The organism is Streptomyces sp. Y2F8-2 (assembly GCF_014905555.1).
GTDB classification, from domain to species: Bacteria; Actinomycetota; Actinomycetes; order Streptomycetales; family Streptomycetaceae; genus Streptomyces; species Streptomyces cynarae.
Genome location: NZ_BNGS01000018.1, coordinates 17,362 through 40,581, shown reverse-complemented (window position 1 = coordinate 40,581; position 23,220 = coordinate 17,362). Strand labels below are relative to the sequence as shown.

Below are 23,220 nucleotides of genomic sequence, written 5' to 3'. Positions count from 1 at the left end.
CTGTCCGATGAGCGTGCCCAACCCACCGGTGAAGGTGCTGTTCCAGTGCCTGGCGTGGGCGAACTTCGCAAGCGGTGTCGTGCCGGCGCAGGTTGCATCAGCCCTGGGCATCGACATGGTCGCCGTGCGGGATGTCATCGGCCGGCACGCTCCCCGTTCCCAGCCGCTGGACGGCCAGGCCGAGCGTGAACTGGGCAGGGGACTTGCCGCGGTGCGAAATCTCGCGGCCGGCTTCGGCGTGCCGTGGTCATTGATCACACCGCACTTCGGAGTCCTGCGCCCTTCCCGGTTGCCCCCTCACGCCCTCGACGGTGAGGCCCTCGAGCCCACCGCCCGTCCCGGCGACGCCGTCGAAGACAGCTTCGGCTCCCTGGTCAGTCAGACCATGATGACGCCGGTTCAGATCCGCCAGATGAGGGAGGCCCGCGGCCTGTCGCGCAGCGCAGCCGCCGAGCGGGCAACCGAACTCGCCCCTTCGCAGCCGATCTCCGAACGAGCGGTGGAGACCCTGGAGACCGCCGGCCGCATCCCTGCTGCCGCCAACGCTCTGGCCCGGCTCGATATGGTCTACGGAACCGACGGCCGCCTCGGTATCGAGCGCGTCTTCGACTCAGGCGTCCACCCTGCCCGGGCCGGCGAAAAGCACCTTCTCCACTTCCCAGACTTCTGGTCCGGGCACGTCTGGCTCCAGCCGCGGGGACCGCAGGCCAACGCGGTCGGCGTGATCGAGCTGGTGTGGGGACCGTGGCAGCGGCGGCAGCGCGTCCGCTCAGGCAATGTGATCACCACCCGCAAGGCAAGCACAGGCACCTCACCGCTACATGTGCGCCTCCCGCCCGGCTGGCATCTGACCGCGGGCACAGGAGCGGTGCCCACCGCCCTGGACGTCAACCAAGGCTGGCGTCCCGTCAACGCCATCGCCGCTCTGTCGCTGCTGCGCGACAACATCAGCGCCGTCCGCAAAGCGACACACGGCGATGCACACCACCGTGCGTGAAGCCTTTTCGTGATCAGGGCATCGCCAACTCCTTCCTCCGGACGGACTTTTCGCCCCGAGAGGGCGGTATGTGACTTGATGTCCGTCTCGCGCTTTCGGGAGGAGCGTGCGGACCGGCCGTGACGTCGCCTGGCGGTTACGCGAGCGTCCTGTCCTGGTCGATGTGGGGCCCACCGGCGAGTGCAGGCCCACCGCTTGCCACAGGGCATGGGCCGCCGCGAACTTCACATCCCCCGGGCCGGTGTCCACGGAGCGCTCGACAATCTCGGTGATGACCACCCGCACGCACGGCAGTTGGTCGGCCAGCCGGTGCAGGGCATACGTACTGCCCTCGACCGCCTCGTTGCGAAGAGCGTCGTCGTAGGGGCACTGCCATGCCTGCGGACCATACAAGGTGCGGCGCCAGCCGAACGGCTCAGCGCCGACCTCCACAAGCGTCTCCGGCGTCGGCGTCACGTGAACGGTCTCGCGGGCGAAGCGAGCACACCTGCTCGTCTGTAGCCGAAGCCCGAACGTCCCCTGCACAACACAACACAAGTATCGTGCGGGACTTCACCTCGCTCGATAGCTGGTCCACCAAAGGTGGCGACCTGTTAGCGCCCCGATGCTCGCGGACTGGCACCGCAAAGACATGAAATCTTCCGCAGCTGTGTTTGCGCTGCGGAGGACTTCCTTGTTTCATCCGGGTCGCTTTGGGATGGACTCCGCGGAGACCCGCCTACAACTGCCAGGGACAGGTGCGTCTGCGCTGCCTGGCCGGGCTACTGACTCCCCGGCCAGGCAGCTCTCGCAGCCAGCCCTACTTGCGGGCTGCGGCCTCGTACCGGTCCACCTGTTCACGCAAGAGCTTGGTGGCCGTGTCGGCTTCCGCGTCCGCGATGCCGCCGGTGCCAACGTTGATCAGGGTGGGTCCGTCGAGGGTGAACTGCTGGAGTGCCGTGGCGCCGTCGCTGTCGATGCGTACACCCAGGGATCGGTCGCCAAGCTTGTCCACGCTCATCGGCGAGTACTTCAGCACCGACCCCTGGTAGGTCTCCTGGTGACAGGACTCCAGTGCCTTCTCCATCGCAGTGAACGACTCGGCGGCATCTATCGCGCTCGCGTACTGCCGAATGCCCACAGACGCTACCGTGGCGGTCAGCCCTCCGCCCTTTTGGAAGGTGCGAGAGACCTGAACCTGCGCCTTGTGCGGCTGGCGGTAGTTGCAGAACGTCTTGTCGCCTGTGCTGGAGTTGCTATCAGTTGACCAGCCCGCAGGCATCTGCGACAGCGACAGCAGAGCTGATGTGAGCTGCGCCTTTGTGAGGAGCGCGGCCTGCGGAGTCGGAGAGGAGGATGCCGGGCTGGACGCGGCGACGCTGGGCGACGCGGCAGGCTTTGCAGCTGTGGGCGCGGCGGTGTTGCTGCAGGCAGCGAGCGCCACGGACATGGCCGCCGCGCCAAGCGCGCCGAAGTATTGCCGGTGAAACACGGAGATCGTTCTCCTGAGAGGTGTGAAGAAGCAGCGGAGAGCTCGGATGCTATGTGAAGCTTATGCGCTCATGAAAGCCGCATTACTTCCCGGTGGGCCCTGGCAGGCAGGGTGACCGGGCCTTGGCAAGATGCACACACTGCCGTGTCGGTTACGGGAGTAGTGGGCGGAGACCTCAGCGCACCGTCTGCCCGTATGTCTCCGCGCCCGCTTCCTGAGGGAGGAGGTACAGCCCCAAGTGTTGGTGGAGAAAGCCCTCCAACCGTGGAAGCTCGACCGCGTCGGCCGGAAGGTCACCGCGACGGGGACGGTAGAGCTCGACCAGCCGGGCCATGAACTTTTCGCTGAGCAACGGCACCTGATAACGATCAATCGTCCCCAAGTAGAACAACCGGCTGAACAGCCGGTTGGCCGGGCAGCGCCTTGACCCGCGTGCAGGTTCTCCGGCTCGTGCTCGTCGCCCCCTCCCCCCAGGAACCGACGTACAGGTAGGAGGCGCGACGCAAGCCCTCATCCAGAGTCGACGTCGGATCGTCCTTACAGTTCCAATGGATCCGAGCCTCGTCTCCGAGTTTTTTGCGGATTATGCGAGTTCGGCTACCAACTTGCGAGGTTGTGCGGGATGCCGGAAGTTGCTGCCGCCGTCTGGCACTGGCTCAAGAGGTAGAAGAGATCCAGTCGTCATTGTTTCGATGGCGGTCTAGTCCCACGGCCTCGAACTCATCCTTGCCAAGGCCGCTTCTCGCGCCGGGTTGGCGCAGGGCCTGCGAGATCGGGCTGACTGCTCGCGAGAGCCACTTCTTCGCCGGCACATCCAGGGGTCCCACTGCCAGCACCCCGTCAGCCCAGACGGCGGCCCGTTGTTCGCCGACGCCACCGAAGTACTCGGCCTCGACATAGGCGACGGGCCCTGCAGCGGACCACTGGGCGAGCACCTTCTCAAAGCCTCCTGGCAGCCGCCAAAACCCCATAGCCTCTGAGCTTGTTCTTTAACCCTTCAACCGCTGCAGGGCGATAAGCGTCTTCTCGCGGCGGACGGTTTTGCCGACGTCGTAGCGGGGTGCCCGGCGCCTGTTCCTGGTGCCGGGTGGTCGTCCAGGTCCCGGCTGGTGGGGTTTCGGTGCCTTGGCAGGACAGGGCATGTGCTGGCGGAGGTTCCGAAACGTCCGCCGGACCCAGGCAGGGGTGAGTCGGCTCTGTGCGACCGGCTTCTCCCACGGGTGCCGCAGGTCCCGGGCCAGCGGGCGAGCCGGAGCTGGGTGTATGCAGCGATGATCAGCCAGGTCCATCGGTCGGCCGCTTCCGGCTCCCGCAGCCGCGGGCGGGCCCACCCCAGGGTCTGCTTGAACAGCCGGAATGTGTGCTCCAGGTCGAAGCGTCGCAGGAACGCCTGCCAGGCCCGGTCCACGTCCGTGTCGCTGGAGCCCGTCCTCGAGGACCACAGCCTTCGCGGTGGCCGTGCGGGTGGTAACCGCCGGGTCGGGCCAGGTCTCCGGTTTGGCGAAGCGGAACTCCGGACCGTGCTTGGGCGGTCGGCCGCCCTTGGGGTCGTAGACCCGCGGCGGCTTCGGTAACCGCATCACGTGGTCGCCGCGGATCCGCCCGATCAGCTCGACGGGCAGATCCCGCAGCATCCAGGCCAGCCGGGTCACGTCGTATCCGGCGTCCGTGACGATGACGATGTCCGGCTCGCCGGGCTGCCACTGCCCCGCGGCGATGAGCCGTTCGACGACGTCGCGGAGCTGAGCGGCGGTGACTGCCGTGGCGTCGTCGGCCGGGCCGAGCCGGACGGCGTCCAGGATCTGCGTCCAGGACATGGCACCCATCTCCAGCACCGCGACGAACGAGTACGGCCAGCCCGGGATGAACTGCGAGGCCGTCTGACCTTTGCTCGCACGGGCCCGAACCCGGCCTGGGCGCCACTCTCCCACCGCCGTCCGTGGCCTGTCAGCGGAACACCACCGCGGAGTGGGCCCTTCCTGCGCACCTTCGACCTGGACGACGCCCCATTCCTGGCGCTGCCGATCTTCCCCTCATGGCGCCGGCGGATGTGGGGGCGACGCATCCGCATGTGCAGCGGATTTGCCGAACAAGCTCAGACACCTGGGTCATGCACGCCCGTCGGCACGCGCGCGACTCCCGCGAAGCCCAACGGGACTGATCATTCTCAAGGTCATGGTGCTAACGGCAACGGTTCGGGCTCCCACAGCGGCGAGGCCATCGGAATGATCGGTATGACGTGCCGATGCAGGAACCTCCGGCTCAGAAGTGGCCGCCGAAATGGCCGCCGGCGTCGAAGCTGCTCAGCCAAGTGCTGACGTGCACGGTCGACGTCCGGTCACCCGACGGCGACGGCTCCTCGGGCGGCCAGGGATCTGGGCGGCCAGCCCGCTCCGCGACGGTTCGGAAATGCTCGTGCTCGTACAGGTAACGATTCTCGGCGAGGACGGCGCGTAGCCTTGTGCCATTCGGGTCTTCGCGGTCGTACCGCTCGAACTGCTCGGTGAGGAAGAGCAGCGGGAGCAGCTCCCGGTCCCCGTCTTCGGGCAGGTAGCCCGCGTCGACCACGGCCGCGACCGCCTCCGGCTGGAGCTTGATCGCGCGGGCCAGGAGGGCCCTCCGCATATCCGAGCGTTCGAGGTCCTCGACCGGGGAGTCGCTCAAGGGACCGAGGTCGCGCAGGGACCTCCGTACGGCTGCGGCCACGTCGTCGGGCAGGTCCGTGTCCAGGAGCGCCAGGATCCGGTCGATGATGACGCGTTCGCTGATCCTCACCCCGTCTCTCGACCCGTCGATGGAACACGTCAGCTGCAGGACCCGCCCATTCGGATCGGCCTCGCGATAGGCCGAGAACTGCCGGGTGAGCAGTAGGAAGATGGGTGTCCAGTCTGGGCTGGCCGGCCGGTACCCGGCATCGCGGGCTGCGGCAATCGCCTCGGCGTCACCAAGCATGGCCTGTTGGCACACCGCCGTGACGCCTTTTTGGGCCGACAGGTCACGCAACGCGCGGCGGCACCGGTCGTGGACCGGTTCCGGCAGCCAGGTGTCGAGATACTCCTGCAGCCGCACGGCCAGGGCGCCCTGCTCAAATGCCGGCAGCAGATCGGTCCGGTCCTTCAGAAGCGCGAGCAAAGACAGATCGATGTCGCCGGGCTGGGCGGGCGGACGAGGCAGGTTTGGGTTGGCGCAGACGATCTTCAAGAACGAATCCGGCTCACCTCCACGCCACAGACAGCACCCGGTCTCATGGCCGGGCGGTGCCGCGCCGATGAAGGTCGTGCGCAGCTGCACACGCGTCCGGAATTCGGTTTCCAAAGCATCCAGCAGGCCGGGCTGGTCGGTGACGGACAACAGGTCGGCCAACCGTTGGCGTAATGCGAGATCAGGGAACCACAGCGCGGCTTTGACGAGCCGCTGTACATGTGGATCGCCCATGTACAGGCCGTTCGGCGGGTCGGCGGCGGTCAGCGGGAGACAGGCGGTTAGCCGGACCTGCGGCCGGTACGGGGACGTGGGGTCGGCCTCGAGCAGGAACTCCAGCACAGGAACGACCCGCTCCGGCCGCTCATGGTTGCCGAACCTAAAGCTCGCCTCTGTCAGCAGGAACCACGCGCCGCGCCAGACCTCGTCGCGGTGGGCTCCGCCAGCCGCCCACCACCGGTCGATGCGCTTACGAGCCCGGCTGTCGCGCTCGTAGAGGGCAGCCGCCAACACGTCCTGGCCGCGTTCCCGGGCGCGCCACCGACGGAACTTCATCGCTCCATGATGCATCGCCTGCACGCCGATGGCCATGCCGATGACTCGTGCCCGCAGCTCCATAAATGGGGTGCAAGGCCGTGTCGGGCTGGCCCCGGCCCGGTTCCGGCCGGGCCTGCAACGCGAGGTGCAACACATCGGCTGTGTGGGGGTGTCGCCGCAGGTCACCTGCAACGCGGCCTCCGTTGCATCTGAGCGTTGCAGTGCCGTGTTGCAGGGCGCGCCGTCGGCCGTGAGCTCCGGGGCGGTCCGCGGCGCGATGATGAGTGCAAGGGTGCATGGCCGCTGCGGCGCGCCGGCTGGTCGGGCTAGGAGGTGTCCGACGGATCGCGTGACGGATTCTTCAACGGATCGTTCGGTTCGCTGTGGGACGGGGCGACATATCTGACAGCGAGTGGGCTCGATTGGAGCCGCACCTGCCAAAGAGCCTGGGACGCGGGGGCCGGTGGAAGGATCACCGCACTGTCATCAACGGCACCTTCTTCCGGCTGCGGACCGGCGTTCCGTGGCGGGACCTGCCCACGCGGTTCGGGAAGTGGAAGACGGTCCATGACCGTCACCGCCGGTGGTCTGCGGACGGCACGTGGGAGCGAATCCTGCGGGCTGTCCAAGCCGACGCGGACACGGAAGGTCGGATCGACTGGAGCGTGGTGAGCGTGGATTCCACGGTGTGCCGCGTGCACCAGCATGCCGCCGGAGCCCGTCACCGGCCGGCTCGGATTCCGGGACAACGCCGTCGCCCGGCACGACATGTCCCCGATGAGGCGATCGGTCGCTCGCGCGGCGGGCTCACGACAAAGATCCATCTTGCCAGTGAGGGCGGGTGCCGTCCGCTGGCTGTCCTGGTCACGCCTGGGCAGTGGGGTGATGCACCGCAGTTGATTCCGATCCTGGACCGAATCCGTGTCCCTCGCCCGTTTGGGGGACACCCGCGGACACGACCGGACCACGTGTGCGGCGATAAGGCGTACAGCTCGCGTCGAAACCGCCGCTACCTGCGCCGACGGCAGATCCGGCACACCATCCCCGAGCGCCGGGATCAGCGTGCCAACCGTCAGCGGCGTGGCAGCCGGGGCGGTCGCCCCACCAGCTTCGACCGGGACCGGTACGCCCGCAGGAACGAAGTCGAGCGCACCGTAAACGCACTCAAGGGGTTCCGCGCCGTGGCGACCCGGTAGGACAAAAGAGCGTACGTATTCCACGGCACGGTCACCCTCACCGCTATCCGGCTATGGCTGCGCCGGTAACCCCCCGGACAGTGCCTAGTGCGCATCCACCCGCACCGATGGTGCGGTCACCGGTGCAGAGCCACCACGGTGTCCACCACCGCGCGGGACTCCACCTGCTCATCGCGCAGCGCCTGCAGAGCCGGCACGACGTCCTTCGGCGCGTCGACGAGGACCTGGCCGACGAAGTGCGCTCCCGCTGGAGATCCGACAGCGACACGAGCAAGAACACGCCCTCGCAGCGAAGATCACCTTGGTACTAGCTGCCCGCGTGCGTCGAGCGCAACGGCTCGCGTCGTTTCGGTCATGCTCTCCTCCTGGTTGGCTCGTCGCCGTGAGACATGTGGCCGGCGGAAGTTCTCATGACGGGGATCAGCCGGGCAGAAGATCGCGTGCCGGTTGTTTCAGCGCGGTTCGGACGAACTGGCCCGCGCGGTCGAGTGCCAATGCGCCCTCGTCCAGGATCGGCGCGAAGCCCTGGAAGACGTGTGGCACTTCCGCGGTGATGTCGAGGATGACCGAGACGTCGGCGGCTGCCAGGCGGGAGGCGAGCCGGATGGAGTCGTCGAGCAGTGTTTCGTGCGTTCCGACCTGCACGAGAGTGGGCGGCAACCCGTGCAGGCTGTCGAACAGCGGGCTGTGCTCCCGCGCCGCGGTAGCACCTTCGCCGGCGTAGTCGAGCACGCGCCGGGCGAGCGCTTCCCGATTCACCGCGACGTCTACGGACGCCCGCGTTGTCATCGAGTCGCCGGCCAATGTCAAGTCGATCCAGGGCGACAGCAACACCGCGCCCGCCGGTACGGGCCGGTTTCCCGCCACCAGTGACGTGAGCAGTCTCAGTGCCACCCCGCCTCCGGCGGACTCCCCGATCACGATCAGTTCGTCGGCGCCGATACCCGAGTCCAGCAGCGCTTCATAACACGTCGCGGCATCGGTCGCCGCGGCCGGTGCCGGGTGCTCCGGCGCAAGCCGGTAATCCACGGTGACGACCCGCAGACCCGATCGCCGGGCGATCTGGGTCACCAAGCCCAAGGAGCTGTTCGCCGAACCCAGTGCGAACGCGCCGCCGTGGAAGTAGAGCGCGGTGCCGACCGGTTGCGGCGCACCGCTGATCGTGACCGACAGCGCGGCGACACCCGCCAGGTCGAGCTTCTCGACGATGGCGTCGGTGGGCACCGGCTGCGAGCTGAGGATCTGTTCGAACAGCGGCCGTTGGACGTCGAGATCGCCACCCAGGTCGAGCGGCGAGTTCCGCCGGAGTTCGCGGACCTGCTCGCGTTGCTCACGAGTCATGCTGCCACCTGCCTGGTTTCGAGGCCGGTGCGGTGTGGACGTTCGACCGGGCTGAGGACGACGGTGCGCTTGTTCGTCATGATCGCGCCTCCGCCGACTTGACGTGCTGCGCTACCAGTGCCGAAAACTCTTCGGGCTCGTCGATCGGAACGATGTGGCCGGCGTTGGGCAGCAGGCTAGCGGTCAACTTCTCGCTAAACGGGGCGAGTTGACGCGCGGTGCCCTCGCCGACTGCGCCTCCGCCGATCGTGAGCACCGGAAGTGTGAACACGTTGTGCGTCACCCACGAGGAGATCCAGCCCGCGTTCGCGGGCATCGCGCGGTAATGCTCGAAAGCGGCCCGCAAGGACTCCCGCCCACAGTACGCCTCGACGATCCGGGCGGTCAGCGCCTCCGAGAGCCCGCGGCGGCTTCCGCCGTCGAGGAAGAACCGGATGTAGTGGTCTTCCCGTCCCTCCAGCAGGTCCTCGGCGAACCCGCCCGGAGCCGAATGGAGCCCGAACCACCAGGGGGCGCCGCTCGCCGTGAAGGATTCAGCTCCGGGCAGTGTGCCGATCACCGCCTCACTCAGCGTCAGGCTGGACACGCGGTGCGCGTGGGTCGCCGCCAGCGCGAACGCCGGTGCGGCGCCGAGGTCGATGCCGACGACGTGCGCCCGGTCGATGTCAAGCGCGTCGAGGAGCCCGACCAGATCCCCGGCGAGCTCGGTCGCCAGGTAACCGCTGGCCGCCCGGTCGCTGTCGCCCAGACCGCGTAGATCCGGCGCGACGACACGAAGCCCGGCCGCCGTCAGCAGCGGCGCGACTTCGGACCAGATCGCCCGCGTGTGCGGAAAACCGTGCAGCAGCAGGACCGCGGGGCCCTCACCCGCCACCTCGACCGCGAGGCGGACGTCGTTCACCGAGATGTACCGCGCTTGGGCGTCCGCCAGGTAGGCAGTCAACATCGTTCATCTCATCCAGTCGGTTACTATCGGATACCAGGCGAACATAGGAGACCGACCGTGGACGTTCAAGGAGGCACTTCCCGGAACCCTGGTCACCTCGGGGTAACCCCTCACCGCGGCGACCTCTTCGATGCAGCCTGCCCCACCAGGCAGCTGCTCGACCGGGTCGGCACGAAATGGACGACAATGCTCGTCCTGACCCTCGACCAGACCGATGGCGAACTTCGTTTCACCGAACTCAAGCGAGCCCTGACCGGGATCTCCCAGAAGATGCTGACGCAGACCCTGAGGTCGCTCGAGCGGGATGGCCTCGTCACCCGCCGGGTCGAGCCTTCCGTTCCGCCACGGGTGTTCTACGGGCTGACCGCGCGTGGAAAGTCGTTGGCACAACCCCTGTCACAGTTGCGAGAGTGGGCGGAGATGCACATGCCACAGATTCAGCTCGATCAGGACGCATTCGACCGTTCACTCTGAGCGCAGGGCTGGTCCACGGCCGACCAGGTCGGCGATGAGCAAGGTCGTTGGGAGTGTCTGATGGGTCCCGTGACGGGTCTGGCGGTGGATCCGTAAGTGAGAGCGAGGTGGGAGAACAAGCTCAGAGTGTGAGCACGCACCCAGCCGCGACGCCGAGCCAGAGCATGGCTCCGAAGAACAGGCCGACGATCGGATATAGGCGGTACTTCCGGGTGGATACCCTTGCGCTTTTCGGCCTTTCGGGCAGGTAGGCGACCGGTACATGGGTTCCAAGGGCCAGCCCCGTCCCCGTCGTGGCGGGCCGGAACCGGACGGGTCGGCCCTGCCGGTCGGTCAACTCGATGACGGGCTTCGAAGAGTCGTCCCCCGGCTCATGCTCCTGGTTCACCACCGCCCCCTCGGCGCGCAGCCCGTAGCGGCTCAGCCGCATCTGCAGCCGTGCCTCCCGTTACCGGCCCACAGACTCGCCAGGCCCGCCAATACGGCTAGCCCGATACCGATCGTTTCACCCGTCATCCGTCCCCTGCTCTCCCTCGCACAGCGCCCGCCCGGCACGGGGCGCGCATCAGGAGGACGCGGCGCGTAGCCCGCTGGTTCACGAAGGTGCATGGGCACACCGGCTCCTCGGGCTTACGCGGTCGTGGCGAGGGGCCACGCAGGGCCGGTTGCCGCCTTCGCCGTCGGGCACGCGACTGCCGCCCCTGATGAGCCTTCGTGGAGTCGAGCCAGTCAACTGAGTCACTGCAGTCAACTGACCAGACACAGCAGGCTTGCTGACCCATCGGACACCCCCTAGACCTCGATGTAGGCGACGACCACGACGGTGCGCAGCGCGGTGACGAAGTACAGGACGCGCACGGACTCGATCTCGTCGGTGTACTGACGCAGTTGGGGGCCGGAGGTGTCGCCGGGGATCGGCTCGCCGACGTCGGGGTCGACGGAGATGACGACCAAGGCGCGGTCCAGGGCGTGGATCTCCGCCTCGCTGGTGATGTTCTCTGGCTGCTTGGCGGCGGAGTCGGAGAAGGCGACCGGGCGCGGCGCGGGCCCTGTTGCGGGGCCATCAGGCGACGGCCGGGCGCTGGCCAGCGAGTCGGGCGAGGTGGGCCTCGCGCAGCTCCTCCCACGGGGTGCAGTCCTCCACCGAGGGCAGGCCGTTGGCCGCGATGTCCTCCAGGACGGCGGCGAACTGGTCGGCGCTGGCGCGGGTCTTGGCCGCGTACGCACGCAGCCCGTCGGCGGCCGCAGGCTCCAGCTGCTGCCGGGCGTGGTCGGCAGGTGCCGGCTGTTCGCTCATCGATGGCTCCAGAGGGGCAGAACTGGCGTCTCTTTCAACGGTATCGGCCGCCCCGGTCGCTGGGGACCACTCCGGACGAACCCGGCCGTACGAGGGTGCGAGACCCAGGGACCCAGGTGGACCCAGCTCCCGGCGCGCTCCGTGCCCACCAGGGAAAACACCGGTCTCGGGACCCAGGGCCCCAGGTTCTGGGGCGGCTGCTGGGTCCACCTGGGTCGCCGGCCGGCGATGACACAGATCAGCTGATCAGTGACACAGACAGGCGTGTCGACCTGGGAAACAGGGGGTTGATGACACAGGTCGTCCGGACTCTTCATGTCCGGTGACAGCGAACACTGCTCGATGGGGCGGTGGCGTCGGCTGCTGGGCTAACGGGTGAGCGCGGCGAGGTAGGCGTCCAGGGGCTGCACATACCCTGGGAGGCGTTCGAGGAGGTCCCACCAGCGGATGGCCGAGATTTCCTCGGTGGGCTCGAAGGCGCGGGTCTCGGCGCAGGATCCTGTGTACAGGGCCAGATATTCGGCTCGCTGGTCAGGCGCCAGGACGCATCGCGCGTAGCCGATGAACCGCAACTGTTCGTCAGGCTCCTGCCCGCTCTCCTCCAGTAGCTCCCGTGCTGCTGCCTGACGGGGGGTTTCGCCCTCTTCGATGCTCCCTCCTGGAAGCTCCCAGGACTGGCGGTACCGATCGAAGACCATGAGGACCCGACCGGCTCGCCACAAGGCCACCAGGGCCGCCGGCAGCGGGGCGTCCTGCGGCGGCGCTGCCTCGCCGCCCCGCGCGAACGAGATCAAGGAGTTGCCACGGCCATCGGCTGCAAGCGGTTCGTCTGCGGGGTAGGCCACGGTCGGATGCTTCCCCGAGCGACTCCACGAGAAGCCCTCCGCCCTCGCGCTCCGGCCGGTCAAACTTCAGTGGCAAACGGCCAAGGTTCAGTGGCACCGGACAGTTCAGGAGCGGACGGTAACCGGACTCAAACCGTGTCACGCTGATCAGGCAAGAGGCCCGGATCGGGGTCCGGGCCCGTGTTTCCGGGCCGAACCGGCCCCGTGACACCCCGCCGTGACAGTCGGACGGGATGCGTGACACCCCCTTGGCGGGACAGCGTGACAGTCACCTTCCGTGATCGTCACGGCCTCCACCTCCCAGTTCTGTCACAGGCTCACAGTCGGGCCGCTCGTAGGGCCGCCGTGCTGCGCAGCAGCGCCTTGGTGGGGATGCAGGCCCAATAGGAGCATTCACCCCCAACGAGGTCCTGCTCGATCATGGCCCCGCTGAGCCCGGCGTGGGCCACTCGGTCGGCGACGTTCTTCCCGACCAATGACGATGACTGCCAACACGCTGTCGACACTGGTGGTGTGGTCGGTCATGTCAGTTGCTCCCACCGGTGCTCCGGCTGGCGTTGTGTCCGAGGCGCAGTGCAGAGACGAGGAAGAAGATGCCGCCAAGCAGGGCGTAGCCGGCCAGATTGCTCAGCGAGGAGTGAGGGGCAGCGGCCTGCCGGAGGAACGAGATCCCGGCGAGCGCGGAGATGCTGCCGCTGGCGATCATCGCCCACTGGCCCCCGAGGTCGCGTCGCCGCAGAGCGACGATGAGCTGGACGAGGCCCGCTACGACGGCCCAGACCCCCCACACGCGCAGGACCCCCGGAATGCCGGAGGTGACCGCGAAGACCAGTCCGACGGCGGCGAACACACTGATCGCGATGTTGACGTAGAGACCAAGAGCGGACCGGCTCGCTCGGGAGGAGCGGGCATCGACGACGGCGGCGCCCACGTCGAATAGCGGGTAGATCACGAGCAGGGTCGCGCTCACCGGCCCGATGCTCGACGCGGTCAAGAAGAGCACGACGGCCCAGATCAGAGCGAACCCGAAACGAACGAGGTAGAGCCGACGAAGCGCTGACGCGACGGTGGCAGGGGCAGGGGCAGGGGCAGTAGTCGTGGTCATGACTGTTCCTTTCAAAAGAAAGCCGTTGGATCCGGTGTCTTCTGACGTGGAGCGGGCAACGGCATGGCCCCCGGACTCCTAGCAGAAAGACCGTTCTCTCTTGCAGTGTGGAGCCTGACACGACTCCTCGGCGATTGCAAGACCGATCGTTCTTTCTGCTACGGTTGGGGTCATGGCCACCTGGACACGTCACGCGCCCGACAACCCGAACGGCAGCTCATCGGGAGAGCCGGTCCGCTCCGAGGCGCGAGAGCGGCTGCTGTCCACGGCCAGCGGGCTGTTCTACCGCGAAGGCATCAGGGCGGTCGGGGTCGAGCGGATCCTCGCCGAGGCCCCGGCCACGCGGGCGACGTTCTACCGGCACTTCCCCTCGAAAGAAGACCTCGTGGTCGCCTACCTGCGCGGCGTCGACACCGACACGCGGGCCGGCGTGCAGGCCGCCATCGAGGCCGCACCGTCCCCGGCCGACGCACTGCGCGCGATCGGGACCGCCGTCGCCGACAGCCTGGCCTCGCCGGAGTTCCGCGGCTGCGCGTTCCTCAAGGCCGCCGCCGAGTACCCCGACCCCGAAGACCGGGTGCGCCAGGTGATCCTCGATCACCGAGCCTGGTACACGACCACGCTCACCGAACTCTTCGCGCAGGTCTTCGGGAACTCACCGCGTCGCGGCAAACCAGAACACGCCGCCCGGCACTTCGTCATGATGCGCGACGGCGCCATGAGCGGCGCCCACCTCGACGGCGTCGACAGCGTCGGCGCCGCGTTCCGCCGCGGCGTCGAGGGCCTGCTCACCGTCCTTCACTGAGCACCCACACAGCATCGGGCCACGAAGCAACACACAGCGACTTCGCCGCCGGGGTTGGTAGTCGCCCCATCCCGGGGGGCATCGGCATCGTGATGTCGCGCAATGAAACGCGCGGTCGAACACATCAACAGCCGGATGAGCACCAACGTGGCCAACTACCGCGCTCAACTGGCCAACTGAAGTGCTCAGTCACAATATGGTTTATTAGCAGGCCTGTTTTGGCCGGGTCAGAATTGGAACTCGATCGACCGAACGTGTGTGAAATCGGCGCGCAGCCCGTCAGCCCGGGTGCCCCAATCCGTGAAATACGACTCGGTGATGGCCTCAGCGACGATCGGATGTAGCTCCTCCTCCGTCGCACCGGCCTCCAGGAGCTGGAGGATCTGGGAGGCGTAGGTGGGTGATATCGGCGTGGTGATGGTGCGCTCGCGGCCGTCGTCCGAGCTGCCCGTGCAGGTGAACCCGAAGTAGGCCGTCACCTCTACCATCATCCCGCTGGAGGTGGCCGCTCGTTCCCTCGCCTGTGCTCTGACCTGCGGTTGCCACTGGGATTCGGTCTCCTCCACGAGAACGGCATGGAGGCGCTTCTGGGGCTTCTTCAGCTGTTCGGCGCGGTAGCGCTGCACGGTGCGGGTCGAGACGCCCAGGCGTTCGGCGAGGGCCTTCGTGGACCGCTTGGCCCGCGTGTAGAGGAATTCCATCCGAGCCTTTGCTGATTTCGGCGCGGGCCGGGTGAACACCTTTCGCTCCGCCCGTACGAGGGCGTCCAGGACCTTGCCCCGGCGCGGGGTCGGCTGCTGGGAGTCGTGCTGATCGTCCATTGGGGGAAGCGTCCCTGAGGTCGCCTGTGGACAGATGACGCCCCCGCAGCCCGGACACGGCACCGTGTTCGCCGGGCGAAGCCCAAGTCCACCTTCCCGCCCAAGAATTTGGCGAAGCGAAACATGACGTTGCCCCCGGAGAATGTTCACGAGGTGAAGTTGACCGTACTGCTGCCTTAGAACGTTGCCAACGTGAAGTCAGCGACGCCGTGGGAGAACGCTGCGTCAATGAGGTCCAGCTCGCTACCGAAGAACATCGCATCTGTGAAGAGAACTCGACGCGCTGTGCCTCGTGGAGCAGGGAACCGTCGCCGCTGTTGTCGGCCACAGGCGGAAGGCGCGGGCCTTGCGTTCGACCTGATCATCGGCCGCGGACAGAGGTCCGCGATCGGTACCCTCGTCGAGCGCACGGCCCGCTACCGAACGGCCTGCTGCGGCAGTACTTCCCCAAGGGAACTGACCTGTCCGTCCACACAGCGCGCGATCTTCGCGAAGTCGCCCGCCAGCTCAACCGTCGCCCCCGCGTCGTCCTTGGTGACAAGACCCCCGCCGAACCCATGCGAGAGTGCCTCACAAGCCCATTGACCAGGTGATTCGCAATCACCGATAGAAACCGCCAGCCTCCCGAGGCGCTCGCCACAGTGTTCGGAAACGGCATGTTCGCCTGCTCTTCGGATCTGCACGCCGATGGGAAATCCGCGTTCAGCGAACCAACCAGGTCAGCACCGCTGTCACCAAGTACACGACGACCGCCGCAAGCGAAACCGCAAGGCGTGTCGGCCGCGAAGACGTGGCCGGCTCCCACTCCCCTCCTCCCCGTGACAGCAGCGCGTCCGCGAACGCCTGAGCGGTCTGCGGTCGGTCCTCGGGATCGACGGACAGCGCGGCACGAAGAAGTGTGTCGACGCCGTTCGGAACCCCCAGCTCCCTGGGAATCCTTGGCGGCGAAGACGTCGATGCCTGCTCTGGTGTGAGGGTGAGACGACCGCCCAAACCGAACGGCTTCCTGCCGGTCAACAGCTCGAACGTCACGATACCGAGGGCGTACACGTCGGCTCGACCATCGAACCCGCCGGTCTGGAAAGCCTGCTCGGGCGCCATGTACGCCGGAGTGCCGGTGGTCACGGTCAACCCCGACGCGTCAGCGAGTCGCTTCGCGCTGCCGAGGTCTGCGACAAGTACGGCAGTGGGCGTGCGGCCGGTGTCGAGCAGGAGGTTCGACGGCTTGATGTCGCGGTGGACGACGCCTGTGTCATGAAGCACCTGAACCGCGTATCCGGCCTCGGCTGCCAGATGGAGTGCCTCCGCGGGCAGGCAGTGCCCGATCTTCTCGGCCAGCGTGCCGCCCCGGACGTAGTCCATGACGAAGTAGGGCCGGTCGTCCTGGACACCGACGTCGTGAACGCGTACGACACGTGGGCTGGATATCTTGCGGAGCAGCCTCGCCTCCGCCAGGAATCGTTCCCGTACATCGGCGTTCGAAGCCCAGTTGTCGGCCAGCACCTTGACCGCGACGTCGGTGTCGAGCTCCGGATCGTATGCCTTCCAGACGGTGGCGAACGAACCGGCGCCCAGCCTGTTCTCGAGGAGATAACGGCCCAGCTTCTGCATGTGGCAATATTCTGCCGGAGGCGCCGGGGCCGGGAACCGCGGTGTGGCCAGGCGGACTTCAGGTCGGACGAGAACCGGGGGACAGCAAGGTGATCGACGAGGACGAAATGGCACAGCTCGTGGCCTCCGCCCGGGCAGGTGACCGGGCGTCCTTGGACCGCCTCCTTGTCAAGCTTCGCCCCACGGTCATGCGCCGCTGCTCCAGGTTTCTGCCGCACCACGCCGACGCCGAAGAGGCCGCGCAGGACGCTCTGCTGTCCATCAGCACACATCTGCAGGAGTACAGCGGACGGGGCTCGTTCCTCGGGTGGGTGACAGTGATCGCCTCGAACGCCGCCAGGGCCACGTACCGCTCGATGCGCCGGCGCGCGGAGGACAGTCACGCGGTCCTTCCCGAGGGCATCGACCCTCGAACGACAAGCGTCATCGCGGGCACCCGCCTGGATCTCATGGAGTCGCTGGCCGCGCTCGAGGAGCGGCATCCGGCCCTGGTGGAATCCTTCGTGCTGCGCGATCTCGGAGACCTGACCTATCTTCAGGTCGCTGAGATCACCGGCGCTCCCCTGGGCACGGTCAAGGACCGCATCCACCAGGCTCGCCGCTTCATGCGGGACCGCCTCGGCGGCGGCTTCTGAGACATTCCAACGCTCCGGTGTCAACCGGCATTTCAGCTTGAGTAGGAGCCGGGAGGTGCTGCCGTGCGAGCTCGGACGATCGTCGTCATTCTTTCGGTGGCCGTCGGGCTCGGCCTGCTGACCGGCCGGTTCGTCCTGCCCGCTCGCTCTGCTCCGACCACTCGGGCAGTGACGCCGGGCGCTGTGCCGTCCTCGCCGGGTAACGGCTCCGACGCGCCGAAGCCCGCCGGCGGACCCATGACGGACCGGCACTTGTTGGCAGCGGCCGAGTTCAGGAAGGTCGGGTTCTCCAAGCACATCTACGTACGGGATCGTGTGGGAGACGGTCACTACGCCAACGCGGCCTGCGCCGGGGAGAAGACCCTCGACCAGACCTTGGGAGAGTCGGACGCACACTTCCGCGGGTTGATGACGACCACGCACGCGGACGACAGCGACCCCACTCTGGCGGTGAACATCGACGAACAGGTCGCGCGCGAAGTCGCCGCCGACGCCGGAAGCCCGGCACTGGCCCAGAACTTCTTCCAGCGCCTCCTGCTGGAGGAAGTGCCGTGCCAGAACGAACCGGCCACCCACTGGGTCTACGGGCCGACGCACACGATCGATGTGGCTCGGGGTATCGCCGCGAGCTGGATGGGTTATTACGACGGTGACCTGAACACCGCAGGGACCGCACCACGGGGCAAGGAGCCGTGCGGAGGCATCGCCGTACTCCGGAACGGTTCCCACTACGGGGTCCTGGAGGTCGACGCCTGCCTGGACACGGCCGCGATGACGCGGATCGTCCGTGCGGCCGTCACACAGCTCTGAGACCACCCCGATCTCGCTGACAGAGGTGAGGCGGATCACACCGATCGCAGCAGACCGCTGTCCAACATCTCCAGTACCCCGTGCATCTCCCTGGGTGTACGAGAACCCAAGCCGCATTGTGACCACACAGGGGGATGAGATGTTCGACAACCAAGCTGCCAGCAAGAAGTTCTCGCGCCGCGGTCGTACCGCAGGAGTAGCAGCCTCCATCGGTGCGGCCCTGCTCGCGGTCGGTATCGGCGCACATCCCGCTGCCGCCGGCGCGGACACGGGCTTGCCGAACCGGCCGGCAACCGCGCCCACAGCCACTCCTGCTGAGCCCCGCCTCGGCGCCGACAACCTGATCCAGCGCGACGACTTCTTCCAGCAGGGCCTCTCCCCGGTCGGCGCGACGGTGGACATGACCGGGAGGCAGGCTCTCTCGGCGTGTTCCGGCGAGGAGACGATGCGAATGCTGACCAAGGGGAAGGCCAGCGCCTATGCCGACGTGACCTGGACCTTCGACACCAAGGACACCTTGCTGACCGAATCCGTCGCAGACGGTTCCACCGATACGTCGGCGGCCTCGTACGAGAAGCAGCTCAACGAGTTGGTGCGCAGCTGCCAGGTCGAGCCGGCTGGTCACTGGTACTACGGCAAGGGGCACACGATCACCGTCAAGGCCGGCGAGGGCAGGTGGTACCCGGCCTTCAGCGGTGACGGCGGGGCCGCCGGCGGTGTCGCGGTCATCCGCAGCGGTCACAGGTTCGGCATCGTCGAACTCTCCGGTCAGCCCAGCGACGACCCCGGCTACATGGAAGGCATCGCTGCCGCCACCATCAACCGGCTGGCCGACTGATCCCGCTCCGCCACGGCGCACCCTGCGGCGTCCCACCATTCCTCACGGCGTGCACCAGGGAGGAATGGCGGGCGCTGCGCCGTCCGGGGGCACCGCGGAGTGGCCGTAATCCGTGGAGGCGAGACCGGTCGTAGGTGACGAACAGTGGCGACGTGCATCCCTGTCCACGCTCGGACGCTCTCGTGCACCCCGTCGCGGGCGAGAAGGGTGCAACCTTCCGGCGCATCTCCTCCGGGCGGAACGGGCGTCGTGCTCGCGAGGTCGCCGGTCTCCGGACGGCCTCGCCTCCGCGGCCTTCGTCAGGCCGGACACACGCTCCCGGCCCGCTCGGGTGCCACCCTCCGCGACACGAAGGTGGGTGCCGACGGTTGTGGCTGTGAGCTCACGCCGACGTGTCGGATTGCCGGTGCACACGCCGCCGCGCAGCGTCGTCCGGTCATTGATGGCGCCCTGCTGCTGATCGGCACTGAGCTGCGTATCGGAAATGCTCATACGGCGAGGCACGTCGTCGTCGGGACTGCGGGGCACGGCTTCTCTCCTTGCCTCTGGTGCACCTGACGCTGCGGCCCGCGAACACCTGGCCTGTTCGCAGGCCGCAGCCGTGTGTGCTGGTCGGACGTTGGCGCGCGGGGCGGCGGCGCGTCCCCTCTGCTGTTACCGGTGGAGGTGGTGCTGGCGGGTGGTGACGAGGGCGCCATAGGGTGCGGGTTGCCTGTTCGCCATCCAGCCAGTGCGGCGCGGTGTGGCTGGCGGGGAGGGGGCGGTCGGCCATGAAGGAGCCGATGTCGATGTAGTAGGCGTAGTCCCCGTTCTGGGTCTGCTCGCGCAGCCGGGAGAGGTGGCGGCAAGTGCGTCGTGGTCCTCGAGGACGGCTTGGCGGAACGCCGTGGCGAGTTCGAGGGTGCATGCCATGGAGGTGAGGCCGGCGACGTCGAGCTCGGTGCGCAGGGTGTGAATGCGGTCGTCGAGCGCGGGATCGCCGGCATCGCGGATCAGGGCGGCGATGGCCGGGTTGATCGTGGCGATCACCCCCGTCATCGCCCGTCGCGGCACCGACCACGGCTCAGGTCTGGGCGTCCACCGGTGGGTGGTCGAGCAGAGCTTCGCGCTGCTGCACTGATTCCGTCGGTTACGCATCCGCTGGGAAATCCGCGACGACATCCACGAAGCGTTCCTCAGTCTGGCCTGCGGCATCATCTGCTGGCGCCGACTGGTCAACCTCTCACTTTGTTAGGAGTTCTAAGAGCTTCTGACCAGCAGGGGCGCGGTGGGATCACTTCGACTTGCCTACCGAGAAAGTCGGCGCTAACTTTCCCAGTAGGCAAGTAAACGCGGGGCGGTCCGGCCTGATCCGGTCCGGCGTGCCCGGCGGTCCAGCAACGTCTTCGGGGAGGCGATGGCATGACCACACCGGTGGATGCCGAGCGGGCCTGGCAGGATCTCCAGCGGATCCGGGTGCCGCAGGAGCGGGTGTACGACGAGATCGAGCGATGCGCGCACGGTGATCCCAAGGCGACCTACATGACGGCCGCGGTCATGTGGGTCTTCATTGCCAGCATGGGGCTCAAGCTCCCCTCGTGGGGCCTGTGGCTGACGCTCGCTGCCTATGTCGGCGTCCTGGGTTCCCTGGCGGTCGTCTACAGCCGCCGCGCCCGGATGCGGCTGCACCGCTCCCGGTACAGCTGGCGCAGCCTCGCCACGTTCATCGCGGGCGGGTGCCTCACCGGCGGCACGATCCTGCTCACCGACCACCTGGCGGACTCACTCGCCCTGCCCTGCCCCAGCTTGATCACGGCCACCGTCGCGGCTGCCGTGTTCGTCCTCTTCACCGGACCGGCGAACCGCTGGGCGGTCAGCACACTCCGCGAACGCGCGCTGCGCGGCCACGCCACACGAGCCATTGACGAGGAGGCGGACCTATGAGCACCCCAACGGGCTTCGATGAACTGATCCATCCTTCCACCCGGTTGTCGATTGTGGCCCTGCTGTCCGCCACGGAATGGGCCGACTTCTCGTTCATCCGCGACGGTCTCTCGCTCAGCGACTCCGCGCTCTCCAAGCAGCTGCACACCCTGGAGGAGGCCGACTACCTGGAGATCCGCAAGGAGGGCGGCGGGCGCAAACGCCGCACCAAGGTACGGCTGACGGCCCGCGGGCGCACCGCCTTCGAAGGCCATGTCGCCGCGCTCCGCGCCATTGTCGAGGGCGCGGGCCCCGCGGCGCAGCAGACGGCACCCGAACAGCAGCGCGCGGAGACGAGCCGATGACCAGCACCCCCACCACAGCCGCCGACTCTCGCCAACCAGTCGTCTTCGCACGGGAGCTGCGGATGTCGTACGGCAGCACCGAGGTGCTTAAAGGCGTCGATTTGGACATCCACCGCGGAGAGATCTTCGCTTTGCTCGGCCCCAACGGCGCGGGGAAGACCACCGTCGTCGAAATCCTGGAGGGCTTCCGGCAGCGCTCCGCCGGCGAGGTCCGGGTCCTTGGCAAGGACCCGGCGCACGCCGACGACGCCTGGCGCGGCCGGATCGGCCTGGTGCTCCAATCGTGGCGCGACCACCGCAGCTGGCAGATCGCCGAGCTGCTGCGGCACTTCGCGATGTACTACCCCGATCCGCGCGCCCCGGAAGAGCTGCTGGAACTGGTCGGTCTCACTCACCGAGCCCGGCACCGAGTCGACCAGCTGTCCGGCGGCCAGCGGAGACGCGTCGATGTTGCGCTCGGCGTCGTCGGCCGCCCGGAGCTCCTCTTCCTGGACGAGCCCACCACTGGCTTCGACCCCGAGGCACGGCGCGAGTTCCATGACCTGGTCGAGCGGCTCGCCCGCGACGAGGGCGTCACCATCCTGCTGACCACCCATGACCTGGCCGAGGCCGAGCGTCTCGCCGACCGGATAGCGATGCTGGTCAACGGGCGCATCCGGATATGCGGCACACCCGCCGAGCTCGCCCGGCGGGCCGCCGCCCAGGCGGAGGTCCGCTGGAAGGCACCGGACGGCGCGCCGCGCCGCGAGCGCACCGCGGACCCTTCCCTGCTGGTCTGGGAACTGCACCGCGAGGCCGACGGACCGATCGCCGACCTGGAGGTCCGCCGCCCGACGCTGGAGGACACCTATCTGCACATGGTGCACGAGCACCCCGGCGGCACCATGAGCGCCGCGCATGCCGGAACCGCTGACAACACAGCCCTGGTGGGCGCCGGGACGGGGGAGGAACGATCCGCATGAGAGAGACCGACATGACAGCGGTGCGGCACAGGACCGCGCGGGGCGGGACCAACGCGACAGACCGCGCCCGCGGCCGGCGGCTGCGCTCATGGCAGGCCGGGCTGCAGCGTGGCGGTATCGAGGTGCGACATCTCCTGCGCAACCGCAAGGAGTTCGTTAGCTATCTCAGCAATGTGGTGATCGCCCTAATGGTCGCCTCCTTTGTCCATGACGACCTGCCTGGCACCCATATTCCCGCCGCGCACCTGACGATCGCCGGGTTCGCCGCGTATCTGCTGTTCCAGGTGGGGATGATCAACCTCCCGCAGATCCTGGTGACCGAGCGCGACGAGGGGACCTTGCTGCGGCTGCGGGCCACGCCCGGCGGTATCCCGGCCTATCTAGTCGCCAAGTCCGTGCTGATCGTCATCATGGCGATGGGCATCATCACCGTCCTGTTGGGCGCCGCCGCGTTGTTCGTGGACGGGCCGCTGCCGCACAGCCCCGGCGGCTGGCTGACGCTGATATGGGTCATCGGCCTCGGTCTGTTCGCCGTCGTACCGCTGGGCGCGGCCATCGGCGCCGTGCTGCCCAACGCCCGCGAGGCGCTGGCGACGATCATGTTGCCCGCGATGGCGCTGCTGGTGACCTCGGGGGCGATGTTTCCGATCGGCCGGCTGCCGGTGGTGGTTCAGGACGTGGCGTCCGTCTTCCCGCTCCGGTGGATGGCGCAGGGCGTGCGCTCGGCCCTGCTGCCGGACGCTGCGCAGGCCGCGGAGCCGTCCGGCTCCTGGCAGCTGCCGACGGTCGCGCTGGTGTTGGCTGGCTGGACCGTCGTCGGCTTCCTGCTAGCCGTCCCGCTACTGCGCCGCGCCGCCCGCCGCAAGTCCGGCTCCCGGCTGACCGAACGCGAGCGCAAGGCGCGCATGAGCGGCGCGCTCACGATATAAGGCGCCCCTTCGGCTCCGCGGGCCGGGGAGCCGGGCCAGCGCCTGGACGCGGAAGTCCGTGAGCTTCTTGGCCGCGAGGACGCAGCCGGGACGGTAGGCCAGCTCCAGCGCAAGGGTGTGGTGAGGCCGGGC

At 67.9% G+C, this 23,220-nt stretch carries 23 protein-coding genes and 5 pseudogenes; 14 read left to right on the top strand and 14 right to left on the bottom strand.

Features of this window, described 5'->3' with window-relative positions; translation table 11 throughout:
* Positions 1-7 precede the first annotated feature (7 nt).
* Positions 8-997 carry a helix-turn-helix transcriptional regulator gene (locus SY2F82_RS37905; RefSeq protein WP_200423640.1) on the top strand — a complete coding sequence of 330 codons (990 nt, stop codon included), beginning with the start codon at positions 8-10 and terminating at the stop codon, positions 995-997.
* A 799-nt stretch (positions 998-1,796) separates the two neighbouring features.
* Here SY2F82_RS37905 and SY2F82_RS37900 read toward each other — a convergent pair.
* The 4 genes from SY2F82_RS37900 to SY2F82_RS37885 form a co-directional block, all read right to left on the bottom strand.
* Positions 1,797-2,468, bottom strand: coding sequence for a hypothetical protein (locus tag SY2F82_RS37900; RefSeq protein ID WP_200423639.1), 672 nt, complete (start codon positions 2,466-2,468; stop codon positions 1,797-1,799).
* Positions 2,469-3,124: 656 nt separating this feature from the next.
* Positions 3,125-3,403, bottom strand: coding sequence for a hypothetical protein (locus SY2F82_RS37895; RefSeq protein ID WP_200423638.1), 279 nt, complete (start codon positions 3,401-3,403; stop codon positions 3,125-3,127).
* A 54-nt stretch (positions 3,404-3,457) separates the two neighbouring features.
* The gene (locus SY2F82_RS37890; protein ID WP_308437813.1) at positions 3,458-4,399 is read right to left on the bottom strand and encodes a transposase; all 942 of its coding nucleotides are present in this window, start codon (positions 4,397-4,399) and stop codon (positions 3,458-3,460) included.
* A gap of 331 nt (positions 4,400-4,730) precedes the next feature.
* On the bottom strand, positions 4,731-6,260 hold the full coding sequence (locus SY2F82_RS37885; RefSeq protein ID WP_200423637.1) for a hypothetical protein: 1,530 nt from the start codon (positions 6,258-6,260) through the stop codon (positions 4,731-4,733).
* Positions 6,261-6,589: 329 nt separating this feature from the next.
* Between SY2F82_RS37885 and SY2F82_RS37880 the strand changes: the two are divergent.
* Positions 6,590-7,471: pseudogene (locus SY2F82_RS37880) on the top strand (IS5 family transposase).
* Between the two features lie 53 nt (positions 7,472-7,524).
* Positions 7,525-7,713 (top strand): hypothetical protein, encoded by a 189-nt coding sequence (locus SY2F82_RS37875; RefSeq protein WP_200423636.1) that lies wholly within the window; start codon positions 7,525-7,527, stop codon positions 7,711-7,713.
* Positions 7,714-7,822: 109 nt separating this feature from the next.
* On the opposite strand, the gene SY2F82_RS37870 is transcribed toward SY2F82_RS37875, so the two are convergent.
* A complete protein-coding gene (locus SY2F82_RS37870; protein ID WP_200423635.1) occupies positions 7,823-8,743 on the bottom strand; it encodes an alpha/beta hydrolase in 921 nt (306 codons plus the stop codon).
* Positions 8,744-8,819: 76 nt separating this feature from the next.
* Positions 8,820-9,644 (bottom strand): alpha/beta fold hydrolase, encoded by an 825-nt coding sequence (locus SY2F82_RS37865; protein WP_236042049.1) that lies wholly within the window; start codon positions 9,642-9,644, stop codon positions 8,820-8,822.
* Between the two features lie 102 nt (positions 9,645-9,746).
* On the opposite strand from SY2F82_RS37865, the gene SY2F82_RS37860 reads away from it, so the two are divergent.
* Entirely contained in the window at positions 9,747-10,163 is a 417-nt protein-coding gene (locus SY2F82_RS37860; RefSeq protein WP_028424957.1) for a helix-turn-helix domain-containing protein, read from the top strand.
* Between the two features lie 121 nt (positions 10,164-10,284).
* Here the strand turns inward: SY2F82_RS37860 and SY2F82_RS37855 are convergent, their stop codons facing one another.
* The 6 genes and pseudogenes from SY2F82_RS37855 to SY2F82_RS37835 all read right to left on the bottom strand — a co-directional run bounded on the left by SY2F82_RS37855 (position 10,285) and on the right by SY2F82_RS37835 (position 13,410).
* Positions 10,285-10,593 carry a DUF3592 domain-containing protein gene (locus SY2F82_RS37855; RefSeq protein ID WP_200423633.1) on the bottom strand — a complete coding sequence of 103 codons (309 nt, stop codon included), beginning with the start codon at positions 10,591-10,593 and terminating at the stop codon, positions 10,285-10,287.
* Between the two features lie 362 nt (positions 10,594-10,955).
* A pseudogene (locus SY2F82_RS39770) lies at positions 10,956-11,227 on the bottom strand (hypothetical protein).
* The gene (locus SY2F82_RS37845; protein ID WP_200423632.1) at positions 11,227-11,460 is read right to left on the bottom strand and encodes a hypothetical protein; all 234 of its coding nucleotides are present in this window, start codon (positions 11,458-11,460) and stop codon (positions 11,227-11,229) included. The pseudogene SY2F82_RS39770 and the gene SY2F82_RS37845 overlap by 1 nt, the downstream one beginning before the upstream one ends.
* Before the next feature lie 368 nt (positions 11,461-11,828).
* Positions 11,829-12,305: an NUDIX hydrolase gene (locus SY2F82_RS37840; RefSeq protein ID WP_236042047.1), complete on the bottom strand. Its 477-nt coding sequence runs from the start codon at positions 12,303-12,305 to the stop codon at positions 11,829-11,831.
* 323 nt (positions 12,306-12,628) lie between these two features.
* Positions 12,629-12,811, bottom strand: a pseudogene (locus SY2F82_RS40030) (hypothetical protein); the annotation flags it as partial.
* 20 nt (positions 12,812-12,831) lie between these two features.
* Entirely contained in the window at positions 12,832-13,410 is a 579-nt protein-coding gene (locus tag SY2F82_RS37835; RefSeq protein ID WP_200423631.1) for a hypothetical protein, read from the bottom strand.
* Between the two features lie 172 nt (positions 13,411-13,582).
* On the opposite strand from SY2F82_RS37835, the gene SY2F82_RS37830 reads away from it, so the two are divergent.
* Positions 13,583-14,215, top strand: coding sequence for a TetR/AcrR family transcriptional regulator (locus tag SY2F82_RS37830; protein WP_200423630.1), 633 nt, complete (start codon positions 13,583-13,585; stop codon positions 14,213-14,215).
* 227 nt (positions 14,216-14,442) lie between these two features.
* Here the strand turns inward: SY2F82_RS37830 and SY2F82_RS37825 are convergent, their stop codons facing one another.
* The gene (locus tag SY2F82_RS37825; protein ID WP_200423629.1) at positions 14,443-15,036 is read right to left on the bottom strand and encodes a terminal protein; all 594 of its coding nucleotides are present in this window, start codon (positions 15,034-15,036) and stop codon (positions 14,443-14,445) included.
* 422 nt (positions 15,037-15,458) lie between these two features.
* Between SY2F82_RS37825 and SY2F82_RS37820 the strand changes: the two are divergent.
* Positions 15,459-15,629, top strand: a pseudogene (locus tag SY2F82_RS37820) (IS30 family transposase); the annotation flags it as partial.
* Positions 15,630-15,738: 109 nt separating this feature from the next.
* On the opposite strand, the gene SY2F82_RS37815 reads toward SY2F82_RS37820, so the two are convergent.
* Positions 15,739-16,647 carry a serine/threonine-protein kinase gene (locus tag SY2F82_RS37815; RefSeq protein ID WP_200423628.1) on the bottom strand — a complete coding sequence of 303 codons (909 nt, stop codon included), beginning with the start codon at positions 16,645-16,647 and terminating at the stop codon, positions 15,739-15,741.
* A 107-nt stretch (positions 16,648-16,754) separates the two neighbouring features.
* Here SY2F82_RS37815 and SY2F82_RS37810 point away from each other — a divergent pair, with 107 nt between their 5' ends.
* From SY2F82_RS37810 to SY2F82_RS37780, 8 genes and pseudogenes are all read left to right on the top strand, one after another.
* A complete protein-coding gene (locus tag SY2F82_RS37810) occupies positions 16,755-17,282 on the top strand; it encodes an RNA polymerase sigma factor (RefSeq protein WP_200423627.1) in 528 nt (175 codons plus the stop codon).
* Between the two features lie 63 nt (positions 17,283-17,345).
* Positions 17,346-18,092, top strand: coding sequence for a hypothetical protein (locus SY2F82_RS37805; protein WP_200423626.1), 747 nt, complete (start codon positions 17,346-17,348; stop codon positions 18,090-18,092).
* A 94-nt stretch (positions 18,093-18,186) separates the two neighbouring features.
* Entirely contained in the window at positions 18,187-18,930 is a 744-nt protein-coding gene (locus SY2F82_RS37800; protein ID WP_200423625.1) for a hypothetical protein, read from the top strand.
* Between the two features lie 1,024 nt (positions 18,931-19,954).
* Positions 19,955-20,164: pseudogene (locus tag SY2F82_RS39425) on the top strand (transposase); the annotation flags it as partial.
* 167 nt (positions 20,165-20,331) lie between these two features.
* Positions 20,332-20,853, top strand: coding sequence for a hypothetical protein (locus SY2F82_RS37795; RefSeq protein WP_200423624.1), 522 nt, complete (start codon positions 20,332-20,334; stop codon positions 20,851-20,853).
* The gene (locus SY2F82_RS37790) at positions 20,850-21,197 is read left to right on the top strand and encodes a transcriptional regulator (RefSeq protein ID WP_200423623.1); all 348 of its coding nucleotides are present in this window, start codon (positions 20,850-20,852) and stop codon (positions 21,195-21,197) included. Before SY2F82_RS37795 ends, SY2F82_RS37790 begins: the two co-directional genes overlap by 4 nt.
* Positions 21,194-22,159 (top strand): ABC transporter ATP-binding protein, encoded by a 966-nt coding sequence (locus SY2F82_RS37785; protein WP_200423622.1) that lies wholly within the window; start codon positions 21,194-21,196, stop codon positions 22,157-22,159. Before SY2F82_RS37790 ends, SY2F82_RS37785 begins: the two co-directional genes overlap by 4 nt.
* Positions 22,156-23,088, top strand: a complete 933-nt coding sequence (locus SY2F82_RS37780; protein WP_236042046.1) for an ABC transporter permease — start codon at positions 22,156-22,158, stop codon at positions 23,086-23,088. The genes SY2F82_RS37785 and SY2F82_RS37780 overlap by 4 nt, the downstream gene beginning before the upstream one ends.
* Positions 23,089-23,220: the final 132 nt, after the last annotated feature.